The sequence below is a fragment of the Chryseobacterium geocarposphaerae genome (assembly GCF_002797535.1).
Lineage (GTDB): Bacteria > Bacteroidota > Bacteroidia > Flavobacteriales > Weeksellaceae > Chryseobacterium > Chryseobacterium geocarposphaerae.
Genome location: NZ_PGFD01000001.1, coordinates 1,002,914 through 1,019,334 on the forward strand (window position 1 = coordinate 1,002,914; position 16,421 = coordinate 1,019,334).

17 protein-coding genes are annotated in these 16,421 nt (G+C 34.5%); 9 read left to right on the top strand and 8 right to left on the bottom strand.

What is annotated here, in order from left to right; genetic code table 11:
• The first annotated feature begins 103 nt into the window (after window positions 1-103).
• Window positions 104-1,603, top strand: coding sequence for an amidophosphoribosyltransferase (gene purF, locus CLV73_RS04405; protein ID WP_100375652.1), 1,500 nt, complete (start codon window positions 104-106; stop codon window positions 1,601-1,603).
• Window positions 1,604-1,678: 75 nt separating this feature from the next.
• Here the strand turns inward: purF and CLV73_RS04410 are convergent, their stop codons facing one another.
• The 3 genes from CLV73_RS04410 to aroB all read right to left on the bottom strand — a co-directional run bounded on the left by CLV73_RS04410 (window position 1,679) and on the right by aroB (window position 4,453).
• On the bottom strand, window positions 1,679-2,266 hold the full coding sequence (locus CLV73_RS04410) for a porin family protein (RefSeq protein WP_100375653.1): 588 nt from the start codon (window positions 2,264-2,266) through the stop codon (window positions 1,679-1,681).
• 225 nt (window positions 2,267-2,491) lie between these two features.
• Window positions 2,492-3,145: a porin family protein gene (locus tag CLV73_RS04415; RefSeq protein ID WP_100375654.1), complete on the bottom strand. Its 654-nt coding sequence runs from the start codon at window positions 3,143-3,145 to the stop codon at window positions 2,492-2,494.
• Window positions 3,146-3,406: 261 nt separating this feature from the next.
• Complete coding sequence (aroB, locus tag CLV73_RS04420; RefSeq protein WP_100375655.1) at window positions 3,407-4,453, bottom strand: 3-dehydroquinate synthase; 1,047 nt, start codon at window positions 4,451-4,453, stop codon at window positions 3,407-3,409.
• Between the two features lie 295 nt (window positions 4,454-4,748).
• On the opposite strand from aroB, the gene CLV73_RS04425 reads away from it, so the two are divergent.
• Window positions 4,749-5,711, top strand: coding sequence for a pseudouridine synthase (locus CLV73_RS04425; protein WP_100376985.1), 963 nt, complete (start codon window positions 4,749-4,751; stop codon window positions 5,709-5,711).
• 141 nt (window positions 5,712-5,852) lie between these two features.
• On the opposite strand, the gene pncA is transcribed toward CLV73_RS04425, so the two are convergent.
• Window positions 5,853-6,458 carry a bifunctional nicotinamidase/pyrazinamidase gene (gene pncA, locus CLV73_RS04430; protein ID WP_100375656.1) on the bottom strand — a complete coding sequence of 202 codons (606 nt, stop codon included), beginning with the start codon at window positions 6,456-6,458 and terminating at the stop codon, window positions 5,853-5,855.
• A gap of 152 nt (window positions 6,459-6,610) precedes the next feature.
• Between pncA and CLV73_RS04435 the strand changes: the two genes are divergently transcribed.
• The 5 genes from CLV73_RS04435 to CLV73_RS04455 all read left to right on the top strand — a co-directional run bounded on the left by CLV73_RS04435 (window position 6,611) and on the right by CLV73_RS04455 (window position 9,872).
• Window positions 6,611-7,753 carry a DEAD/DEAH box helicase gene (locus tag CLV73_RS04435; protein WP_100375657.1) on the top strand — a complete coding sequence of 381 codons (1,143 nt, stop codon included), beginning with the start codon at window positions 6,611-6,613 and terminating at the stop codon, window positions 7,751-7,753.
• Between the two features lie 151 nt (window positions 7,754-7,904).
• Window positions 7,905-8,441 (top strand): YfiT family bacillithiol transferase, encoded by a 537-nt coding sequence (locus CLV73_RS04440; protein WP_100375658.1) that lies wholly within the window; start codon window positions 7,905-7,907, stop codon window positions 8,439-8,441.
• Between the two features lie 89 nt (window positions 8,442-8,530).
• Window positions 8,531-8,896 (top strand): hypothetical protein, encoded by a 366-nt coding sequence (locus tag CLV73_RS04445; protein ID WP_100376986.1) that lies wholly within the window; start codon window positions 8,531-8,533, stop codon window positions 8,894-8,896.
• Window positions 8,893-9,279, top strand: a complete 387-nt coding sequence (gene ytxJ / locus CLV73_RS04450; protein WP_100375659.1) for a bacillithiol system redox-active protein YtxJ — start codon at window positions 8,893-8,895, stop codon at window positions 9,277-9,279. Before CLV73_RS04445 ends, ytxJ begins: the two co-directional genes overlap by 4 nt.
• The gene (locus CLV73_RS04455; protein WP_100375660.1) at window positions 9,279-9,872 is read left to right on the top strand and encodes a Crp/Fnr family transcriptional regulator; all 594 of its coding nucleotides are present in this window, start codon (window positions 9,279-9,281) and stop codon (window positions 9,870-9,872) included. Before ytxJ ends, CLV73_RS04455 begins: the two co-directional genes overlap by 1 nt.
• Window positions 9,873-9,926: 54 nt before the next feature.
• On the opposite strand, the gene CLV73_RS04460 is transcribed toward CLV73_RS04455, so the two are convergent.
• On the bottom strand, window positions 9,927-11,078 hold the full coding sequence (locus tag CLV73_RS04460) for a helix-turn-helix domain-containing protein (protein ID WP_100375661.1): 1,152 nt from the start codon (window positions 11,076-11,078) through the stop codon (window positions 9,927-9,929).
• A 256-nt stretch (window positions 11,079-11,334) separates the two neighbouring features.
• Here CLV73_RS04460 and CLV73_RS04465 point away from each other — a divergent pair, with 256 nt between their 5' ends.
• Both CLV73_RS04465 and CLV73_RS04470 read left to right on the top strand, forming a co-directional pair.
• Window positions 11,335-14,250 carry a TonB-dependent receptor gene (locus CLV73_RS04465; protein ID WP_100375662.1) on the top strand — a complete coding sequence of 972 codons (2,916 nt, stop codon included), beginning with the start codon at window positions 11,335-11,337 and terminating at the stop codon, window positions 14,248-14,250.
• Between the two features lie 6 nt (window positions 14,251-14,256).
• On the top strand, window positions 14,257-15,081 hold the full coding sequence (locus CLV73_RS04470) for a tyrosine-protein phosphatase (protein WP_100375663.1): 825 nt from the start codon (window positions 14,257-14,259) through the stop codon (window positions 15,079-15,081).
• Between the two features lie 141 nt (window positions 15,082-15,222).
• Here the strand turns inward: CLV73_RS04470 and CLV73_RS04475 are convergent, their stop codons facing one another.
• Genes CLV73_RS04475 through CLV73_RS04485 form a run of 3 tightly spaced genes read right to left on the bottom strand, consistent with a single transcriptional unit; the run spans window position 15,223 to window position 16,360 of the window.
• Window positions 15,223-15,597: a rhodanese-like domain-containing protein gene (locus tag CLV73_RS04475; protein ID WP_100375664.1), complete on the bottom strand. Its 375-nt coding sequence runs from the start codon at window positions 15,595-15,597 to the stop codon at window positions 15,223-15,225.
• Window positions 15,594-15,896 carry a DUF3817 domain-containing protein gene (locus CLV73_RS04480; protein WP_100375665.1) on the bottom strand — a complete coding sequence of 101 codons (303 nt, stop codon included), beginning with the start codon at window positions 15,894-15,896 and terminating at the stop codon, window positions 15,594-15,596. The genes CLV73_RS04475 and CLV73_RS04480 overlap by 4 nt, the downstream gene beginning before the upstream one ends.
• 2 nt (window positions 15,897-15,898) lie before the next feature.
• Complete coding sequence (locus CLV73_RS04485) at window positions 15,899-16,360, bottom strand: hypothetical protein (RefSeq protein WP_228424224.1); 462 nt, start codon at window positions 16,358-16,360, stop codon at window positions 15,899-15,901.
• Window positions 16,361-16,421 lie beyond the last annotated feature (61 nt).

The following is a 16,421-nucleotide window of genomic DNA, read 5'->3' on the forward strand; positions in this document are numbered from 1 at the left end:
GATTTTAGATTTACATAAGATGCAATTCAATTTAACATAATATTAAAATTTGCATCCAAGTTAAAGATCTATCAAAATAAAATCTAGATTAGAAAAAATAGAAATGAAAAGTTTAGACGTTCATAAAAGTGAATATTTAAAACAGTTTGAAACTCAAACGTACGGAAGAAATCTTTTCAGAACGCAGGAAGAAGAAAGACTGGACGCTCCGAATGAGGAGTGTGGTATCTTCGGAATGTATTCTGACAATGATCTGGATACGTTTTCTCTTTCACAGTTCGGGCTTTTTGCATTACAGCACAGAGGCCAGGAAGCTTGTGGTATCTCAGTTTTAAAAGACGGGAAAATCACCAATATGAAAGATGAAGGTTTGGTTTTGGACGTTTATAAAGAGATCCCTGATCCTGAAACTTTTATGGGAAATTCTGCAATCGGACACACTCGTTATACGACTGCAGGAGATAAGAAGAAGTATAATTTCCAGCCATTTTTCGCGAAAAACGAATATGACCAGATTATTCTTTCGATTGCACATAATGGTAACCTTACCAACGCAAAAGAGCTGAAAGCTCAGTTGGAAGCTGAAGGTGTTGTTTTCAGAGCAACTTCGGATTCTGAGGTTATTTTAAGATTAATCCAAAAAAATCTTGACCTAGGACTTCGTGGAGCCATCAAAGCAACCATGGAGAAAATTGAAGGTGCCTATTCTGTGGTGGGAATGACAAGAAATAAATTCTTCGCATTCAGAGATTTCAACGGAATCAGACCTTTGGTTTTAGGAGCCATCAATGAAAATTCTTATGTTGTTGCCTCAGAATCTGTGGCCTTAGATGCTGTCGGAGCTCAGTATGTTCGTGATATTTTACCGGGAGAAATCATTTATACTAATGAAAATGAGCCTGGAAAACTTCATTCAATTATGGTAGATGAGGAGAAAGCTAAGCAAAGAATCTGTTCTTTCGAGTACATTTATTTTGCAAGACCTGACTCGGCTCTAGAAAATATTAATGTTTACGAAATCAGAGAAAAATCCGGAGAAAAGATCTGGGAACAGGCTCCTGTGGAAGCTGATTTGGTAATTGGAGTTCCTGATTCAGGAGTTCCTGCTGCCATTGGTTTTGCTAAAGCTTCCGGAATTCCTTTCCGCCCGGTGCTGATTAAGAACAGATATATCGGAAGAAGCTTCATCGTACCGACTCAGGAAATGAGAGAAAGAGTAGTGAACCTTAAATTAAATCCGATCATTTCAGAAATCAAAGATAAGAGAGTAGTTATTATTGATGATTCTATCGTTCGTGGAACGACTTCTAAAAGATTGGTTAAAATCCTTAAAGATGCTGGTGTAAAAGAAATTCACTTCAGAAGTGTTTCTCCGCCAATCATTGCACCTTGTTATTTAGGAATTGACACCCCGTCAAAAGATGATTTGATTTCTGCTAATATGACTACCGAAGAGCTTAGAAATTATTTAGGAGTAGATTCTTTAGAGTTCTTAAGCATAGATAATTTAAAGAGCATTTTAGGTTCTTCCAATCACTGCTTCGGATGTTTTACAGAAGAATACCCTGTAGGAAAAGGAGAAGAGACAGAATTATTTAACTAAAATAATTCAAAATAAAAATGAAAGGTCAGGTTTCCATTACAAAACCTGACCTTTCTCTATTGAAATCAAAACTGTTTAGTTGAATTTATATGCTAAACCTATTTGGAATACATTGTTTTTTCCTTCAGGTTGAACTCCTCCAGTCTTTTTAGCAACATCTGTTACACCAGCAACATATCTTGCTGTTACCCCAAAATTATCAGTAATATAGTATCCTGCACCAATACCGATTCCGAAATCAAAACCTTTGACATAATCGTTACCTTTTACTGATACAGACTGATATTTGAATTTAGAGTCTATTAAAAAACTGAATTGCGGTCCTGCCTCTAAATACAAGTTCGGAAGAGCATTATACTGAAACATTACAGGAACGGAAATGTAGCTTAAATTTACTTTTAAATCTTCCATTCCATCTGCTTTTGCACCTACTCCGTTGTATAAAACTTCTGGCTGAACACTAAAACTTGATGCAACAGGAATATTCGCAAATGCACCTCCATAAAACCCTGCTTTAGCTTTAGAGTCTCCCCCAGAAATAGTTGAAATATTAAGACCTGCTTTTACACCAAATGATACCGGTGAAGCTGAAGATTTTGCTTTTTCTTGAGCAAACGTTAAAGAGCTGATTGCGATGGCAATTCCCAAAATTGTTTTTTTCATAATTATTATTTTTTTAATTAATGATTTATATCATTTTCCAACTTCATTATACAAATATCCTGCCAAATTTTATTAATTTAATTTATTATTAATAATAAATGTGACATTTCCTATTCTAAAATAAAATCAATATTGTTTTCAGGTAGATCATCATATGAAAAATGTCAGACTTAAATTAAGCCTGACATTTTTTATTGAATTAAAATTTGTTTTAGATTACTTGAATTAGAATTTAAATGCTAATCCCACTTGGAACACATTGTTTCTTACAGCATCTCCATTGTTATTCTTATAGATATCTGTCGCTCCGGCAACATATCTCGCAGTAAGACCAATATTGTCCGTAAAATAATATCCTGCTCCGATACCTATTCCAAAATTGAATGTGTTGAAATCATCCTTATTCAATTCTGCTGTTTGAGAACCGTTAGAGTTTCCGTTGGTAGAACTTTTGAATTTATCCTTCGCGCTTACTAAGAAACCAAACTCAGGACCTGCTTCTAAATAGAAGTTAGGAACAAACTTATACTGGAACATTAAAGGTACTGTAATGTATCCTAAGTTTCTTGAAGATTCAGTGGTATAAGTATTTCCTAAAATAACATCTTTTGTAGTTACTTTAGCCCCTAAATCACTATACAAAACCTCTGGCTGAATGCTGAATGAACTAGCAACCGGAATATTAGCAAAAACACCTGCGTTAAAACCAATTTTAGATTTCTGATCATCCAATCCCTGATCTTTAGATAATGAAGCAACGTTCATTCCCGCTTTAATACCAAATTGAACCGGGCTAGATGAACCAGATGAAGATGAGGTCTGCTGTGCAAACGCCAATGAACTTGCCGTTACTGCTAATCCTAAAATTAACTTTTTCATAATTTTAATTTTTTAATACTACTATTCTAATTTTAAATTTTACTACCGTCTGAGTTTTTCATCAGACGCAGAGTATCTTTCAAATTGCTTGCCAAAAATGAAAACTGAAAAAATCCAATAAGAAAACCATCAAATTGCTTGACGGTTAAAATGTATATCAAACTGATATTCAGAAAAATAAATTCAATACCACAACAATCTTTAGAACATTTCTAAATTATATTTTTCATTAAAAATGCCTTAAAAATCTAAAGAAAATATCTAAGCATTGTTCAAATTTCTATAAAAATTCAAGGATTCTATTATATTTTTCTGGCTGGATTGATGATCAAAAATACAGGTTCCAATTCCGGAAAGTAAAGAGAAATTAATTTTACTGTCTACATTTTTCTTATCATTTAATAAGAGGGCAAAAATATCTTCATCTTTAAAATCACTGATATCTAAGTACGGATAATATTTCTGAATGCTTTCAATAATGACTTTAGCATCTTCTCCTGATAACAACCCTTCGAGATAGGAGAGATGTGCTTCACAGATCATTCCGGCTGCAACGGCTTCCCCATGAAGAATAGGATTTCCTTGGCTAAGACATAAACTTTCAATCGCGTGTCCGATCGTATGTCCAAAATTTAAGGTCTTTCGAATATTTTTTTCATGAAAATCCTGATCAACAACATTCTGCTTAATATTCATTGAAGTCTCAATATAAGGAGTCACACTTTCTGTATCCAGCTTATTGATATGAACAAGGTTTTCCCAATGCGCTTGGTCTGCAATCAATCCGTGTTTCAGCATTTCGGCAAATCCGCTTCTTAATTCTTTGAAAGGAAGGGTTTCTAGAAATTTAGGATAGATAAAAATCTGTTCAGGGAAAGTGAAGGTTCCTACCATATTTTTAAAATGCATTAGATCTATACCGGTTTTTCCTCCTATAGATGCATCACACATTGACAAAAGTGTTGTAGGAATATTGATAAACTGAATTCCTCTTTTATAGGTAGAAGCTACAAAACCTCCCATATCCGTAATTACACCACCTCCTAAATTGATAACCAATGCTTTTCTGTCGGCCTGCATTTCTGTCAGAATTTCCCACAGCTGATTGGCCGTCTGGATATTTTTCATTTCTTCACCTGCTTCTATCTCAAGAATTTCAAACCCTAAGTCTGTCTCCATATTTCCTAAAAGAACAGGAAGACAATATTCATGGGTATTTTCATCGACCAGAATAAAAATTTTACTAAACGATTTTTCGTGTAAGAATTCGTTTAATTGAGAAAAATTATCATTTAATATTGTTATCATTTTCAGATTTTCTGTAGGGTTAATTATAAATCTATATTGCAAAGTTATGATTCTTAATTTTTAACTCGTAACTAAATTAACTATCTTTGCACAAATATTTAGAATGAGCAGAGATAATAATAATTCAGAAAGACCAAAAAGACCAAGAATTTCAACAAGAAAAAATTCTGATGATTCTCGTGCTTCTAGATCTGGAAACTCTTCAGGATCAAGACCTTCTAAGAAACCTTTTCCAAAAGCAGGAGAAAGAAATTCTGATTCCAAAAGGAGTGGTGGCACAAGTTACCAAGATAGAATGGATAAGAAATTTGGAAAAACTGAACAAAAAGATTTTATTACCAATTCGAGTGAAGGGAAAAAATCGTTCGGAAAATCAGCTCCAAAAAGAGGCGGAAGCAGACCTAATACCTTTGATACGAGAGATAAGTATGAAAGAGGCAGCCTAAAATATGGCAGAAGACCGGGAAGTGGTGATGACAGAAACCAGGATGGTGCAAAATCTTTCGTACAAAAAAGAAGACTGAACAAAATTGAAAAAGATATCCACAAAGACACTATTCGTCTGAACAAATACATTGCAAATTCAGGAATCTGCAGCAGAAGAGAAGCTGATGAACTGATTACTCAAGGTTTAGTAGAAGTAAACGGAAAAGTGGTTACTGAAATGGGCTATCAGGTTCAGAAAACAGATAAAGTAGTTTTTGACGGACAAAATATTACTCCGGAAAAACCGGTTTATGTTCTTTTAAACAAACCGAAAGGATACATTTCTACTACAAAAGATGACAAAGCCAGAAAAACAGTAATGGATTTAGTAGCCAATGCTTCTCCATATCGTGTTTTTCCTGTGGGAAGATTGGACAGATCAACTACAGGTGTTATTTTGTTGACAAATGACGGACACATGACGAAGAAATTAACTCACCCTTCATTTGATGCTAAAAAAATCTATCATGTAACGTTAGACAAGAAACTCACCCATGAAGATATGAAGTTAATTGCAGAAGGAATTCGTCTGGATGAAGGAGTAGCGGTTGTAGATCAGATCTCTTTCATTGAAGGGAAGCCTAAAAATGAAGTGGGTATTGAAATCCACATAGGTTGGAATCGTGTGATCAGAAGAATTTTCCAACGATTAGGATATGAAGTGGAAGCTCTTGACAGAGTAATGTTTGCCGGATTAACGAAGAAAAATATCAAAAGAGGACACTGGAGAATCCTTACAGAACAGGAAGTAAATAATCTTAAAATGCTTTAAAATTTTAAGTTTAAAAATACAAAAAGACGTTGAAAAAATATTCAACGTCTTTTTTTTGTCATTCTGACGAAGGAAGAATCTATAATTAAGATCTTCACTACATTATTGCTCCGTTCTGAATGACATTGGGTATTATTATAATTATCCCAAAACAGTCACACCTTTTTGGATCATTTCATAAATAGCATCTCTTCCGTTTTCAGGTTTTACATTAACGGCCTTAGTTCCGTTAAAATGTAAGCAGGTAACATATCCGTTAGCTACAGCATCCAAACAGGTAAACTTCACACAATAATCCATCGCTAATCCTACAATTTCCAATAATTGAATTTCATGGTATTTCAGAAAGTCATCCAAACCAGTTTTCATGAAGTGATTATTATCCTGAAAACCGCTGTAGCTGTCAATTTCAGTATTTTTACCTTTCTGAACGATATGAGTTACTTTATCTCTGTTTAAATCTTTATGGAATTCCGCTCCAAAAGTGCCCTGTACACAATGATCCGGCCACATAAACTGAGGAATACCATTGAGAATAATACTTTCACCCACTTTTCTGCCATTATTGCTGGCAAAACTTTTGTGATTGGCAGGATGCCAGTCCTGTGTCAGTACAATCTGATCGTACTCATTTTCTTCCATCAGAAGATTGATATAAGGAATTATTTCATTTGCTCCCGGAACAGCCAACGCACCACCTTCACAAAAATCATTCTGTACATCGACTATTATTAATGCTTTTTTCATATTTAGAATTCTCGAATTTTTGATAAATTTACAAAAACTAATCTTCAAAAATTTGTCCAAATCTGAATTTTCGGCCAAATCGGCATTTAGCTACGAAGACAATCAATTAAGATCCCACTTCAATAGCGTATCTTTGTACGAAATCAATTTTTATGTCATTTGAATCTCTGGGATTATCATCCAATATTATCCGTTCTGTTAAAAAATTAGGATATTTAAAGCCGTTCCCTATTCAGGAGCAAGCCGTTCCGGTTATTTTGCAAGGTAAAGATCTGATGGGAATTGCACAGACAGGTTCCGGAAAAACGGCTTGTTTTGTGATGCCGATCTTAGAAAAACTACAAAATACCGAAGTTAAAAAAGACAGAAATGTTCAGGTTTTAATTTTGGTTCCTACAAGAGAATTAGCGATTCAGATTGATGAAGTTTTCAGAGCTTTTACAGAAAACTTAAAACGTGAAGTCCGTACCATGGCTGTTTATGGAGGTGTTTCCATCAATCCGCAAATGAAGGGTACATTTGGAGTAGAAGTTCTTATTGCCACACCAGGTCGTTTACTGGATCTTATTGAGCACAATGCATTGAGTATTTCCAGAATCCAGCATTTAGTGATTGACGAAGCTGATAAGATGTTTCAATTAGGTTTTGGTGAAGAAATGAATAAGCTTTTTGCCATGATGCCTGTAGCAAAGCAAGTAACGTTGTTTTCCGCAACATTAAATGATAAGATTTCTGAAATGAAGGAGCGATTGTCCATCAACCCTACGATTATTGAAATCAAAAAGCAGGAAGTTGAATTGGATAATATCGAGCAGTTGGCTTATCATGTTGCTCCGGAAAATAAAGGTCCTTTTTTACGGTATTTAATTAAAGAAAGAAACGTTGAAAAAGCTTTAATTTTTGTTTCCTCTACAAGGTCTGCAGATAACCTGGTAGAAAAGCTGAAAAAGAATAAAATAAAAGCGGTGGCCATTCACAGTCAGAAATCTCAGGGTGCCCGTAGAAATAATCTAGAAGAATTTAAAGGAAAAGGAGCTCAGATTCTGGTTGCTACAGATTTAATCGGCCGTGGAATCCATATTGATTCTTTACCTTATGTTATCAATTATGAACTGCCACGTTCACCTTTAGACTACGTTCACCGTATCGGTAGAACAGGACGTGCCAATGAAAAAGGAACAGCAATTAGCATTCTTACTGATGAAGAATTACAGCATTTTCGTGTGATCCAGAAAAAAATGGGGAAAAAAGTGACCTTGCAAAGAACAGAGGACATTAATCTACATGGTTATTAGTCTTTCAGATTAAATAAAAAAAGCTTCAGTTTTTATAGAATTGAAGCTTTTTTCATAGGTGAAGTTCTTGGATTTTTGATAAATTTACAGAAACTAAATTGTCCTAAATTATCGTATTTAAGAGACATTTTTTTTAATCAACAGAGTATTTATGAATGATTTAAATTTAAAAAAATTTCCAATAGGAGAGTTTCTTCAGCCTGAAAACATTAGCCGAGAAGAATTATCCGATGCTATAGATGTTATCAGCGATTTCCCTAAAAGATTAAAAAAACTGGTAGAAAACTGGTCAGATGAGCAATTAGATACTCCTTACAGAGAAGGAGGATGGACAGTCCGACAGCTTATTAATCATATTGCAGACAGCCATATCAACAGCTTTACAAGATTTAAATTGGCATTAACAGAAGATAATCCTACCATAAAACCTTATGAAGAAGCAAAATGGGCTGAATTGGCAGACAGTGTAACGATGACTATAAAACCGGCTCTAAGAATGATTAAAGGAACTCACCAAAGATGGTCTGTTTTATTAAAAAGTTTGTCCGAAGAACAATTTAACAGAACATTTCATCATCCGGAACAAAATATCAATTATACTCTAAAAAACTGTACTGCTTTATACGCATGGCATTGTAATCACCATTTTGCTCATATCGAAAATCTGAAGATCGAAAAAGGTTGGTAAAAAAAACGCTTCATAACAAAGTTTTTTTTGATGAAATTAAGTCAAGAATCAGCAATCTGTCAGCTGATTCCGAAAAAAAATGGGGTAAGATGAATGCTGCTCAAATGCTGTATCACTGCGATTTGGTATTGCAAATTCCTCTTCAGAAAATTGAACTTCAAAAGATTAATTATATTTTCAGAGCGATAGGAATTATCACAAAAAAAGAAATGCACATTTTTAATAACGGAATTCCTCACAATATGCCTACTTTTCAAAAACTAATCGTTAATTTTGAATGTAGTTTTGAGGAAGCCCGAAACAATCTTTTAAAAACATTGGATTTTTACTGGGATTCCTTTGAAAAACAGAGTTTACCCAAAGAACATATTCTTTTTGGAGCCATGAAGGAAAAGGATTGGGGTTTTTTGGAATATAAACACCTCGACCATCATCTTAAACAATTTAATGTATGAGTTTTTTTGATAAAATATTCGGAGGAAAAGAGGAAGCGAAAGAGCAAAAATCATTTTGGAAACCAATAGAATCCGAGGATGATCTGAAAATTGCCATTGACAATTCTTATGCCTATAAAGTTGCCATATTTAAACATTCAACAAGTTGTTTTATCAGCAAAACAGTGTTGAGGAATTTTGAAAAAGAGATAGAAAGTCTTGAAAATACAGATGATATAGCAGAACTTTATTTTTTAGATTTACTGGCCTACAGACCTCTTTCCAATAAGATTGCAGAAGATCTTGGAGTAAGACATGAAAGTCCACAATTACTTGTCGTAGAGAACGGAAAAGTAATTAACAACGCTTCGCATCAAAATATATCTATAAATCAGTTATCATAATGAAAAATATTAATACTTATTTAGCAAACATTCTCGAAGTTCCCGTAGAAAATGTAAGCGCATGCAGCCTTCATTATGAAGTAAAAAAAGTAGCTAAAAACGATTTCCTTTTGCGATACGGAGAAGTCTGCAGATATAACTTCTTTGTAGAAAAAGGCCTGCTTAAGATGTATTCTATCGATAAAAATGGAAAAGAGCACATCATACAGTTTGCACCGGAAAGTTGGCTGATTTCGGACAGAAGCAGTCTTTATTTCAATGAAAAATCAGTCTATTATATTGAAGCGGTGGAAGATTCCGAAGTGCTTTTATTACAGCCTGATTTCTTCAAAAAACTGGTAGAACAATTCCCTAATATTGCTCCGAAGAATGATATTTTGCTTCAAAAACATGTAAGAAGCCTTCAAAACAGAATCAATTCTTTACTGGGGGAGACCGCAGAAGAAAGATATCTGAGCTTTATTAAAATGTACCCGGATTTACTGTTAAGAGTTCCGCAGTGGATGATTGCTTCTTATCTAGGCATTACTCCTGAAAGTTTGAGCCGTGTAAGAAAAGAACTGGCAAAAAAGAATTTTGTAACGAACAAATAAAGCATGATGCTTTATTCGAAATATAAAATCATTTTCTTTTAGAGAATGATTTTTTTATGCACTGATTTCAAAACCAGAATGTTGCTTGTTTTCACTCACAAGGCTTTTGTAATATTCTGACGGTGTTTTTCCAATTATTTCTTTAAAATATCGGTTAAAGGACGATTTAGATTTAAAGCCGGCTTCATAAGCAAAGGATAAAAAATTAATATTTTCACCTTTCTCAATAGCCTTATCAACAATATTTTTGAAATATTCAATACGATACTCGTTGATATAGCGGTAGAATGGTTTATGCTTATAAGCGTTCAGCATTTCGCTGATCTGGTATTTGTTAATTTCGGTTTTCAGTGCCAATTGATCGAGATTCAGATCACAATCCCTGTACAATTGTTTTTGCCTTACCGACTGATCCATCTTTTGCCAAAGCTCACTGAATTTTATTTCATAATCAACCGTATTTAATATTATATCATTATTACTAAAGCTATGATTGACAAATAGTTGTTCTGCCTCATTTGAATCAGTTTGCTGAATAGCAACATGCTCGGTCTTTAAACTCTTTCTTACAATTAAAAGACAGATCACCAATAACAAAAAATATGCGGTAGCCCGTATTGACAGATTGATTATCTGAGCTTCTTCAGGATAGATATAAAGCATTGTTTTGGAAAGTATGACTCCGAATTCCATAAAAAGAATACAATAGGAAATTCTGGTAATTACATCATATTCAGCCTTTTCAATCTTAGTTTTTCTGACCATTAAAATACTTTTTAAAGGATAATACAGATTAATTGCAAATATTAAATACAGACTGAAATTATTGTATACATCAAGAAGCCTTTGATCTACATGGTTGAGAATAACAAATACACAGGAAATGGTAAAATAAGCGATCATGAGTACAAAGAGCGGAATGAAAATAAACCACTTACAGGCAACGGAAAACTCCCTTTTTGTTTTACTCAGAGTATATAGATAAATCAAAGGACCGTAACAAACCCCAATGAACGTATTCATCTGCTGTCTGATACTTTCATCAAGAATAAAATTAAAGATGACAAACTTAATCGTCAAATGAACAGCAATCGCTGAAAGCAGAAAAATAAACAGATAATTCGATACTGATTTTCTCTCTTTGAACTGTAAAAGCCAAAGCGCCACAACTGCCTGAAAAGCCCCAATAATAACTATATATTGCATTCTTCCTTAGGTTTTCACAAAATAAATACAAAATCTTTATTTCATCATTCGTAAGTCTGTTATTTATCTATTAAAAATCCTATTTACAATTTAATATTGAGTTCATAAATAAATAACAAACAGTTAAACAAATTTAAAATACTGTAAATCAAATATATAAAAGTACAATTCCAACGAGTGACACTTTACAGGAACTGATTTTTTCCCTCGGACGAAAACAAGTGATTGACATCCCAAATTTGCAACAAAAAAATCTATGAACAATTCAATTGGTTTTTCAAAACAAAAGTCAAGAATCATTCAGATATCTGCATTTTTCCTGATGGCTTCTTTGGGAACCATTCATGCACAGTCAATCAAAGGAACCATAGTAGGAAAAACAAACGGAGCACTTCCGGGGGCCAATATTTCAATTGTAGATGCAGATGCAAAAGCAATTTCATCATTAGACGGAGATTTTAACCTTCTTTCTCCAAGATTAGGAGAAATAAATCTGAAAGTTGAATATATCGGATATGAAACAAAAATTTTTCCTATTATCATAAAAGAAGGAACAAACGATATTGGCTACATTACGATTGCTCCTGAAGAGAAAAAGAATAAAGAAAAGGTAAGCGATATTCAGCAGGTGGTTATTTCAAGACCGAATGCTTTAACTCAGGCGAAAGCATACGAGATCAAGAAAAACAATAACGCGATCATGGAAGTCATTGCAGCCGATGCCATCGGAAAGCTTCCGGACAGAAATGCAGCTGAAGCCGTACAAAGAGTTCAGGGAGTTGCGGTTGCAAGATATCACGGTGAAGCAGATCAGGCTACAGTAAGAGGAACTCCTTTTGCATGGACTTCAGCACTATTCAACGGAAACAGGCTTCCCAGCGCGAATGTTTTAGGAAACAGATCTTTTGTTTTGGATGTTATTCCTTCTGAACTGATTCAGTTTGTACAGGTTTCAAAAGCAGTGACTCCTGACATGGATGGCGATGCTATTGGCGGAAGCATTAACTTTATTACAAGAACAGCACCGACAAAGAAAACTCTTAGCGTAAGTGGTGCAGGAGGCTACAATACTTTTTCACAGAATGCCACTTATAACGGATCTATTGTTTATGGTGACCGTTTTTTCAAAAATAAACTGGGAGTTATCCTTTCAGGGGCTATCTGGGACAGACAATGGGGAGCCGATTCATTTGATGTGACTTATAATACAGCCTCTTCCAACATTGTTCAAAAAAATTCTATCAGTACCATTATGATGAAACGATATATGGGAACAAGAAGAACAATCGGCTTAAATGGAGGTTTAGAGTATAAATTGAATGCGAATAATAAAATCTATTTCCGCGGAATGTTTAATAAATTTGACGATATCCGTCCGGTTTATGAATCTTATGTAGACTATAACAACAGCCGTTATCAGTATAATTTCAGATATTCTCATTATCAAACCGAATTATACGGAATGGAATTAGGAGGCGAGCACTCAGTTTCTAAAAAACTAAACTTAGATTGGATGTTAAGTGATTATCAGGCTAAATATTTCCTTGATACGCCTCCGACAAACGATATAAAAGGGCTTCCAATTGCTACTTTCAGACAAAAAATTACCGGAGGTTTTGCTAATCTTTCGAATGACGGAAAACGCTATTGGAGCTTTGATTCACCGAATGGAGTTGGTGGAGAATATTTGGATTATAGTTCAGATACTGCCAATCCGAATGAAGTGATGAATGCAGATAAATTATTGCTTTCCCAGCTGGTTATTGCGAAACTTGATAACAATGAGAGAGACAAAATAGCAAGACTGAACTTAAAATATGATATGAATTCAAATATCACATTAAAAATTGGAGCAAAATACCGTGAAAAGGATAGAAACAGTACCTATGGTTACAATGCTGTTTATATACCCAATGCGGCATTGGGAGTCCCAAATTCTCCGGCGCTATTGGCATTATCTCAGTTATCAACAGATGAACCGCCAAAAGGAACCGCCTTTCTGAACGGAATGAACGGAAATTACAGCTCATACATTATGAATGCACCAACTAAGGATCAGCTTTTCCAGATGTATTCTCCTGCATTCTTACAACAATATGGTTTCAGGGACCTTTCAAGCGCAGATGCCAATGCTACAAGTGTTTACAACGGAGAAGAAAACGTTTTTACTGCTTACGCCATGGCAGAAATTAAAGCCAGCGATAAATTTAAGATTGTCGGAGGCTTTAGAAATGAAACAACAAGGCTTACTTTATACGGCTCAAAAGCGACTAAAGAAAATGCGACTTCCACAGTAATCAGTCCGTCAACTGTAGAGAGTAATTATAATGCTTTTCTTCCGATGCTTCATTTACGGTATACTATTTCGCCCAAATCAAACATCAGGTTTGCCTATACAAGATCATTCATCAGACCGAATTTCGGAGATATGTCTCCGGGGTCGAGTATTGACAATACAACAAGCCCAAATAAAATCACCAGAGGAAACCCGGATCTGAAGCCTACTTTCAGTCACAATTTTGATTTGATGGGGGAGTATTATTTTGACAATATTGGTATTCTTTCAGGAGGTGTCTTTTATAAAAAGATCTCAGACATCGTTTTTCAGGACACCTCCATTATAAATATTAGCGGAACAGATTATATGGTAACCCAGGCTAAAAATCTTAAAGATTCCAATCTCCTTGGTTTTGAAATGGGAATCAATAAACGTTTTGATTTTTTACCCGGCTTTTGGAATGGTTTCGGGCTAGAGTTTAACTATACCTATATCGATTCTAAAGTAGATGTTTCAAGGAATGACACCAACGGAGCATTGATTACGACAGACCGCACATCGCTTCCGAATCAGTCAAAAAATTTATTTAATACAATTCTTTATTATGAGGGCAATAAAGTCATGATCCGTCTTGCCGGAAACTTCAGAGGAAAGTCTTTAGAAACAATAAATAAAGATCTTGGCCCTCAATATTATATCTGGTCGGATAAAAACTTCACCGTAGATTTTTCAGCAAGCTATGACATCAGCAAAAAAGTTAAATTATTTATTGAGTTAAATAATCTAAGTAATGAAAGCTTAAGGCTTTATATGGGGGATAATAAAAAGAGAATCACTTCCAATGAATGGTACGGAAGCAGAGGACAATTGGGAATTCGTTGGCAAATATTTTAAAATCATATGAGAAAATTAATCGTGACAATGGCTATTACAGCTTTAGGAACAGCATCAAATGCACAAATTAAAGACAGTCTTCGCAGAGTCGTAAAGATGGAAGGAGCATACAATTTCAGAGATACAGGAGGATATAAAACCTCGGACGGAAAAGAAGTAACATTGGGAAGAGTATTCAGAAGTGATGCTATCGATAAATTATCGGATAAAGATCTGAAAACTTTTAAAGATAAAAAGATCGTAACCGTAATAGATTTCAGAGGAATAGAAGAGGCTAAAAAAGCTCCGGACAGGCTTCCTCAGAATACCAATTATCTTATTTGCCCCGCGGGAAGCAATAATCTTCCTACAGCACAGGATATGGCAAAGTTTTTAAAAGACAAGAATTTCCTGTTTGATATGTATGGAGAAGGAGGACTCCCTTATTTTGGAGAAAGATACAGAGCTTTATTTGTGCAGCTATTGACTTTAAAACCGGATGAAGCCCTGCTTTTCCATTGTACGGGAGGTCGTGACAGAACCGGAATGGCATCAGCTTTATTCTTATATATTTTAGGAGTTCCTCAAGACATTATTGAAAGTGATTATGTAGCTTCAAATTATTATCTGGCAAAAAATCCAACGATGAGAGGAATGTATTCGGGGCTTTCAAAAATGTCGGGACTGACGGAAGCAGAAATCAAGCAGCAGATGGAGTTAAGACCGGAACTAATCAGAAACTTTTTTACAGCCATCAATAAGAAATACGGAAGCGTAGAAAATTTCTTCCAGGTTGAAATGGGGATGGGACCGAGAGAAATTGCCGTTTTAAAACAGAAATATCTTAAGTAATCGATTGTGAATTATCAATTCGCTTCGCTTGTTAATTTAAACTTGCTTTAAATCTATTCTTGACTTGCATTAGCAATTTACTATAAAAAATACTTAGTTAGATTTTTTATTAAAATAAGCCGTGCAGAATGTTCTCACGGCTTATTTATTTTCTGAAACTTTTAAATTAAAACTTTTCTGAAGATCACTCCATGCTCCGCCGTTATACACGTGTTTAAAGCCTTTTTCCTTTAAAATAGTTTCCACTTTTACACTTCTCAAACCATGTGAACAAACTGTGATATACGTTTTATTGGGATCAAGTTCAGTATATCTTTCTCTGATCGTTCCTAAAGAAATATTTTTTGATCCTTCAATATGACCGGTTTCATATTCTTTTTCAGTTCTTACATCCAGAATAATGGCTCCTTTTTTAATTAATCGATCCAAACCATCATCCAGCGTCTGGTATTTGTATACGCGATACACAATATAGATCAGTAAAGCGATTCCACAGAAAATCAACGTATTTTTCATAATCTGCTTAATATTTTTCTGTCAATATAAAATGTTCCGAACGGAATTATGCACGCTAAAAGCACTTTCCAGGTCGTTTCTTTAAACTTCCAGTTTTGTTCAACTCCAACACTTAAAGTATTGAATAAAAACAATAGAAACAGAGAACCGTGAATAGGTCCCATCATTTTCACAAAGGCAGGATTATCAAATCCATACTTCATGGGAACCGCTATAAATACTAAGGTTAATAATGAAATTCCTTCAAGAATCGCAATAATTCTTAAACGTCCGATTTTGGTTTTCAATAAATCAATCATAATTATCTGAAATAAGGTCTGTTAGCAAAAGGAGAGAACGGCCACGGAATGGCTATAAAAATGATGAATAAGGCAATAAGAAAGTAAATCAGCATCGTTTTAAACTTCTCTTTATCAGCTTCTTTTCTTTTCGAAATTGCAGATCCTACGGTAATTAAAATAATGGAAAGAAGCATCAGGAAAATATGAATCAATCCAAAAAATAAAAGATCAAAAGATTCTTTTGCTTCGTCAAAATTTTTCCAAAAGTATTTAATGATCGGACTTTGAGAATATAATATGATTCCCAGGACCAGTTGAATATGAGCAATAGTTGCGGTCCAATGTCTTACTCCATTATCGGTCTTTGAAAACACTTGTTGAGAAAAATATCCTTTGTAAGCCCTGAAAACCGCATACAATAAGCTCAGTAGAAGCAGCCATCTGAAAGTGGAATGTAGAAAGGTGAGTGTCTGATACATCATCAATTTTTATGAACAGAACAAAGGTATAACAAAAACATACTAATTGGTATGTTTTTAATGA

Bases quoted from the DNA above. Each gene is read 5' to 3' on its own strand.
- CLV73_RS04410 (WP_100375653.1), bottom strand. From the start codon at position 2,266: ATGAAAAAAACAATTTTGGGAATTGCCATCGCAATCAGCTCTTTAACG.
- aroB (WP_100375655.1), bottom strand. From the start codon at position 4,453: ATGATAACAATATTAAATGATAATTTTTCTCAATTAAACGAATTCTTA.
- CLV73_RS04475 (WP_100375664.1), bottom strand. From the start codon at position 15,597: ATGAAAAATACGTTGATTTTCTGTGGAATCGCTTTACTGATCTATATT.
- pncA (WP_100375656.1), bottom strand. From the start codon at position 6,458: ATGAAAAAAGCATTAATAATAGTCGATGTACAGAATGATTTTTGTGAA.
- CLV73_RS04470 (WP_100375663.1), top strand. From the start codon at position 14,257: ATGAGAAAATTAATCGTGACAATGGCTATTACAGCTTTAGGAACAGCA.
- CLV73_RS04440 (WP_100375658.1), top strand. From the start codon at position 7,905: ATGAATGATTTAAATTTAAAAAAATTTCCAATAGGAGAGTTTCTTCAG.
- ytxJ (WP_100375659.1), top strand. From the start codon at position 8,893: ATGAGTTTTTTTGATAAAATATTCGGAGGAAAAGAGGAAGCGAAAGAG.
- CLV73_RS04485 (WP_228424224.1), bottom strand. From the start codon at position 16,360: ATGATGTATCAGACACTCACCTTTCTACATTCCACTTTCAGATGGCTG.
- CLV73_RS04465 (WP_100375662.1), top strand. From the start codon at position 11,335: ATGAACAATTCAATTGGTTTTTCAAAACAAAAGTCAAGAATCATTCAG.
- CLV73_RS04460 (WP_100375661.1), bottom strand. From the start codon at position 11,078: ATGCAATATATAGTTATTATTGGGGCTTTTCAGGCAGTTGTGGCGCTT.
- CLV73_RS04435 (WP_100375657.1), top strand. From the start codon at position 6,611: ATGTCATTTGAATCTCTGGGATTATCATCCAATATTATCCGTTCTGTT.
- CLV73_RS04445 (WP_100376986.1), top strand. From the start codon at position 8,531: ATGAATGCTGCTCAAATGCTGTATCACTGCGATTTGGTATTGCAAATT.
- purF (WP_100375652.1), top strand. From the start codon at position 104: ATGAAAAGTTTAGACGTTCATAAAAGTGAATATTTAAAACAGTTTGAA.
- CLV73_RS04480 (WP_100375665.1), bottom strand. From the start codon at position 15,896: ATGATTGATTTATTGAAAACCAAAATCGGACGTTTAAGAATTATTGCG.
- CLV73_RS04415 (WP_100375654.1), bottom strand. From the start codon at position 3,145: ATGAAAAAGTTAATTTTAGGATTAGCAGTAACGGCAAGTTCATTGGCG.
- CLV73_RS04455 (WP_100375660.1), top strand. From the start codon at position 9,279: ATGAAAAATATTAATACTTATTTAGCAAACATTCTCGAAGTTCCCGTA.
- CLV73_RS04425 (WP_100376985.1), top strand. From the start codon at position 4,749: ATGGATAAGAAATTTGGAAAAACTGAACAAAAAGATTTTATTACCAAT.